We start from the raw sequence: 4,546 nt of genomic DNA on the forward strand, positions 1-4,546 counted from the left end.
GCGAGGTTCGCGGTGTTGTCCCACGTCGATGACCCGTCGGTGCCGGCGATGTACGCGGCGTACGCCCGGCTGCCGTCGGACATCGTGTAGCGCTCGATACGCACCCGCGCCTCTCCCGTGGGCACGCGCGCGTAGAGGTCGGCCAGCCCGGCGGGGCGGCCGGTCGCAGCGCCCACGGGCTGGGGCAGGAGGGTGACAGCGGGCACGGAGCCGCCCAGACGCGCGCCGCGCGCGACGCGGCCGGGCGCATCGGCACCCCGCAGTGCGCCGCGCGCACCGAGCACGAGCGCGAGAGCGCCGATGCCGAGGGCGCCGGTGAGGCCGACGATCGGCACACCCCACGCGGAGAGCTGGCGCCACACCTCGTCGGAGTGGCCGGTCGCGGCCAGCTCGGAGGCATCGGCGATGTCTGACGCTGCCGGCCATCGCGCCCTGAGTCCGTCGATCGACACGTCGATCTCGGCCACACGACCGTGGTCGCCCGAGGTCTCGGCGAGGGCCCGCTCGGCGCGCAGCTCGACGAGCTCGTACGCGGCCGCTGTGTTCTCGAGCGCGTCGGCGAGGTAGGCGACATCGGCCACCAGCACACCGGTTCCGCTCACGAGCGTCGATGTCGCCACCTCGAATCGGCCGCCGTGAGGGAACACCGCGAAGCTCAGTTCACGCACCCGCCGAGCCGCCTCTCCCGCGGCCGACGCGAGCGGGGCGAGGGCGCGCACCCGCTCGGCCGCGGCGCGCAGGGTCGCGGTGTCGACGGCGACGGCGCCGCCGGAGCGGATGTCGACGTCGCTCACGGCGCCCCCACGCCCGCCAGCAGCGTCGCCTGCACCCAGCGCGCATCATCGGCCGCGACCCGTGCGCGGCGGCGCGTGCGGTCGGCGAGGGAGCACGTGGCATCCCATCGGGTCGCGAAGGCGAGCATCGCCTCGGACTGCCACTGCAGTTCGGGGGCGATGCGGGCGGCGGCGACCGACAGGTCGCCCACCAGTTCGGCGAGGTGGTCGAACGCGGCGATCAGGGCGGCGACCTCGACGGGGGTGGCAGCGGCTGGCATACGGCCACGCTCGCGCACGACATCCCGCACGAGGCAGGTGAGAGCACGACCGGGGGACAAACCGGGCGGTCCCGCCCCTGGGCAGGAGGCCGTGCACGGGGCCAGAATGGAGCAATGCCCTCGTCCGCACCGTTCCGCGTCGTGTTCGTGTGCACCGGCAACATCTGCCGTTCCCCGATGGCCGAGGTCGTGTTCCGCACGCTCGCCCAGCAGGCCGGCCTCGGCGACCGCGTCGCCTCGTCGAGCTCGGGCACCGGCGACTGGCACGTCGGCGAGCGCGCCGACCCCCGCACGCTCGACGCCCTCGAGCGCCGCGGGTACGACGGCAGCCGGCACCGCGCGCGCCAGTTCTCGTTCGCCGACTTCGACTCGAGCGACCTCGTCGTCGTGCTCGACCGCGCCCACGAGCGCATCCTGCGGGGCTGGTCGCGGGACGACAACGACGCAGACAAGATCGCGCTGCTGCGCTCGTTCGACGCGGAGGCGGGCGACCATCTGGACGTGCCCGACCCGTACTACGCCGGCCCCGACAAGTTCGACGGCGTGCTCACTATGATTGAGAAGGCCTGCCGGGCGCTCTTCCGGCAGCTCGAGCCCGCCCTCCGTTCCGCGGGCTGACCTTCTCCCGACAGGAGTCCTCCGTGTCGTCGTCGTTCCCCGTGCAGCCCCTCAGCCCCCTCGACGGCCGGTACCGCGCCGCGGTCGCCGAGCTCGGCGAGTACCTCTCCGAGGCGGGCCTCAACCGCGCCCGCGTCGAGGTGGAGGTCGAGTGGCTGATCGCCCTGACCAACGAGAGCGCGTTCGGCACCTCCCCGCTCGACGAGGTCGCCCAGGACCGACTGCGCCTGCTGTACCTCGACTACGGCCAGGCCGAGATCGACTGGCTCGCCGAGCGCGAGGCCGTCACCCGCCATGACGTGAAGGCCGTCGAGTACCTCGTGCGCGACCGGCTCCCNTCGACCGGCTCGCCGAGCTCACCCACTTCGCCTGCACGAGCGAGGACATCAACTCCACTGCGTACGCACTCACGGTCAAGCGTGCCGTGCACGACGTGTGGCTGCCGAAGCTGCGCGCGGTGATCGGCGCCCTGTCGGCCCTCGCCGAGAAGCATCGGGATGCCGCGATGCTCGCCCGCACCCATGGGCAGCCCGCGACCCCCACCACCATGGGCAAAGAGCTCGCGGTGTTCGTCTGGCGTCTCCAGCGGGTCGAACGGCAGATCGCGGCATCCGAGTTCCTCGCGAAGTTCTCGGGCGCGACCGGCACCTGGTCGGCGCACCTGGCCGCCGCCCCCGACGTCAACTGGCGTCTGGTCGCGAGCCGCTTCATCGAGCACCTCGGGCTCGGGTTCAACCCGCTCACCACCCAGATCGAGTCGCACGACTGGCAGGTCGAGCTGTACGACCGCGTGCGCCATGCCGGGGGCATCCTTCACAATCTCGCGACCGACATCTGGACCTACATCTCGCTCGGCTACTTCGCGCAGATCCCCGTCGCGGGCGCGACGGGATCGTCGACGATGCCGCACAAGATCAACCCGATCCGCTTCGAGAACGCCGAGGCCAACCTCGAGATCTCCGCGGGCATCCTGCAGACGCTCGGACAGACGCTCGTCACGAGCCGCCTGCAGCGCGACCTGACCGACTCGACCACGCAGCGCAACATCGGCGTCGCGTTCGGCCACTCGCTGCTCGCGCTCGACAACCTGCTGCGCGGTCTCGGCGAGATCTCGCTGCGCGACGACGTGCTGCTGGCCGACCTCGACGGCAACTGGGAGGTGCTCGCCGAGGCCATCCAGACCGTCGTGCGGGCGGAGGTCACCGCAGGCAATTCGACGATCACCGACCCCTACGCGCTGCTGAAGGACCTCACGCGCGGGCGGCGGGTCGGGGCATCCGATCTCGCCGACTTCGTCTCGCAGCTCGACATCTCGGATGCCGCGAAGCAGCGCCTGCTGACGCTGACGCCGGCGACGTACACGGGCATCGCGTCGGAGCTCGTCGACCTGATCTGACGGCGACGGGCGAGCAGCGGCGGCTACGGAGCGTCGGCGCCCGAGTCCGCGTCGTTCTTCTCGGCCTTCTGGGCGTCCTTGGTGAGCAGCACCGGGCCGTCGATGGCCTTCGTGACCTGCGCGGGATCGACCACGAGCACGAGCAGCGCGATGACGACGAGCGTCACGACGAACGTGATGCCTGCGGCGATGAGTCCGATCACCAGGGCGTGCTGGCCCTGACCCGAGAAGCGGTCCTGGAAGAAGCCCATCGAGATCAGCACGACGACGCCCGCGAACACGGCGGCGGCGAGGGCGAGCCCGAGCAGCTGGACGGGCTTGAACAGGTCGCGGCGGGTGGGCTTGTCGGTCATGCGCGGTCCTTCGACGGGTCTGCGGTCGCGAGCGCATCGGCGGGCGCGGTGGGGCGTCGCGGCGAGAGGCCGGCGATCGCGAGGTAGACGGCGATGATGGCGGCGTATCCGCCGAACACGCCGACGCCGATGGCGGTACCCGTGAGGGTGAACGACTGGTTCGCCTCGGCGATGTAGTACGGCAGCACGTACTGCGGGCTGATGAACAGCATCCCCACCGCCAGCAGCACCGTGATGGCCCCGACGATCAGGCCGTCACGGGCATCGGATGCCGCCGCTGTGCCTCGTGCGCTGCGGCGCACCGCGCGCCAGCCCGCGATGCCCTCGATGAGCCCGGTGACGAGCGCCCAGACGATGACGAGGACGAACAGCAGCACGGTCGAGCGGATCACGGCGACACCCGCGACCATGCCGGCGACGAGGGNNNCAGGAACACGAGGGCGGTCGTGATCGCGAATCCGCTGAACACCGACAGTCCGACCGAGGCGGAGTGGTCGGCAGAGAACGTGATCATCGCCGCCGCGATCGCCGCGAACACGGCGCGCGCCAACTGCAGGTGGCGCACCTCGAAGGCGCGGGCGGTGGGAGCGTCGGGCACGGGGAAACCTCGGAAAGCGGCAGAGTCGATCAAGTCTACGTCTCGCCGGCTGTGAACCGAGGGGTCCGGTCAGCCCCCGACGGTCGTGAGGGCGGGGTAGTCGGTGTAGCCGCGGGCGTCCGGCCCATAGACGCTCGCCTGGTCGACCGCGTTCTCGTCGGCACCCTCCCGCCAGCGGGCAACGAGGTCGGGGTTCGCGATCAGCGCGCGTCCGACGGCGACGGCGTCCGCGACTCCGGAGGAGACGAGGGTTTCGGCCTCGTCCCGGGTCGTCGGGCTCGCGACTCCGGAGTTGGCGACCACCACGCCGCCGAACCGTCGACGCAGATCCTGCACGAGCGATCCGTCGAGGTCGGGGTGCAGCACGCTGAGGTACGCGAGACCGAGCGGGGCGACCCCGTCGACGAGGGCCTCATAGGTCGCGCGGACGTCCGCGGCATCCTTCTCCCAGACGTCCTGGATGTTGCGCTCCGGCGAGATGCGCAGGCCCACCCGAGCCGCACCGACCTCGGCGGCCACGGCGCGGG

At 71.7% G+C, this 4,546-nt stretch carries 4 protein-coding genes and 5 pseudogenes; 3 read left to right on the forward strand and 6 right to left on the reverse strand.

From position 1 onward, the window contains the following. Positions 1 to 794, reverse strand: a pseudogene (locus tag ASG00_RS15675) (hypothetical protein); the annotation flags it as partial. Continuing rightward, the gene (locus ASG00_RS05020; protein ID WP_056207351.1) at positions 791 to 1,054 is read right to left on the reverse strand and encodes a hypothetical protein; all 264 of its coding nucleotides are present in this window, start codon (positions 1,052 to 1,054) and stop codon (positions 791 to 793) included. The pseudogene ASG00_RS15675 and the gene ASG00_RS05020, both read right to left, overlap by 4 nt. Positions 1,055 to 1,168: 114 nt before the next feature. Here ASG00_RS05020 and ASG00_RS05025 point away from each other — a divergent pair, with 114 nt between their 5' ends. The 3 genes and pseudogenes from ASG00_RS05025 to purB all read left to right on the forward strand — a co-directional run. Then, positions 1,169 to 1,672, forward strand: coding sequence for a low molecular weight protein-tyrosine-phosphatase (locus tag ASG00_RS05025; RefSeq protein ID WP_045247045.1), 504 nt, complete (start codon positions 1,169 to 1,171; stop codon positions 1,670 to 1,672). Further along, positions 1,669 to 2,009 (forward strand): annotated as a pseudogene (locus ASG00_RS18860) (hypothetical protein); the annotation flags it as partial. The gene ASG00_RS05025 and the pseudogene ASG00_RS18860, both read left to right, overlap by 4 nt. 1 nt (position 2,010) lies before the next feature. After that, a pseudogene (purB, locus tag ASG00_RS05030) lies at positions 2,011 to 3,068 on the forward strand (adenylosuccinate lyase); the annotation flags it as partial. A gap of 23 nt (positions 3,069 to 3,091) precedes the next feature. Here the strand turns inward: purB and ASG00_RS05035 are convergent. The 4 genes and pseudogenes from ASG00_RS05035 to ASG00_RS17010 all read right to left on the reverse strand — a co-directional run. Continuing rightward, a complete protein-coding gene (locus ASG00_RS05035) occupies positions 3,092 to 3,421 on the reverse strand; it encodes a hypothetical protein (protein ID WP_056207353.1) in 330 nt (109 codons plus the stop codon). Beyond that, a pseudogene (locus tag ASG00_RS05040) lies at positions 3,418 to 3,845 on the reverse strand (acyl-CoA synthetase); the annotation flags it as partial. The gene ASG00_RS05035 and the pseudogene ASG00_RS05040, both read right to left, overlap by 4 nt. Positions 3,846 to 3,848: 3 nt before the next feature. Further along, positions 3,849 to 4,019, reverse strand: a pseudogene (locus ASG00_RS18865) (acyl-CoA synthetase); the annotation flags it as partial. A 69-nt stretch (positions 4,020 to 4,088) separates the two neighbouring features. Beyond that, positions 4,089 to 4,546, reverse strand: a 458-nt coding sequence (locus tag ASG00_RS17010; protein WP_442922601.1) for an oxidoreductase, incomplete at its 5' end; no start/stop codon positions are given.

Origin of the sequence: Microbacterium sp. Leaf351, from assembly GCF_001423825.1 — a bacterium.
Lineage (GTDB): Bacteria > Actinomycetota > Actinomycetes > Actinomycetales > Microbacteriaceae > Microbacterium > Microbacterium ginsengisoli.

What these genes read in the sequence shown, in the direction of transcription:
- ASG00_RS05035 (WP_056207353.1), bottom strand. Translation starts at nt 3,421, where the DNA reads ATGACCGACAAGCCCACCCGCCGCGACCTGTTCAAGCCCGTCCAGCTG.
- ASG00_RS05020 (WP_056207351.1), bottom strand. Translation starts at nt 1,054, where the DNA reads ATGCCAGCCGCTGCCACCCCCGTCGAGGTCGCCGCCCTGATCGCCGCG.
- ASG00_RS05025 (WP_045247045.1), top strand. Translation starts at nt 1,169, where the DNA reads ATGCCCTCGTCCGCACCGTTCCGCGTCGTGTTCGTGTGCACCGGCAAC.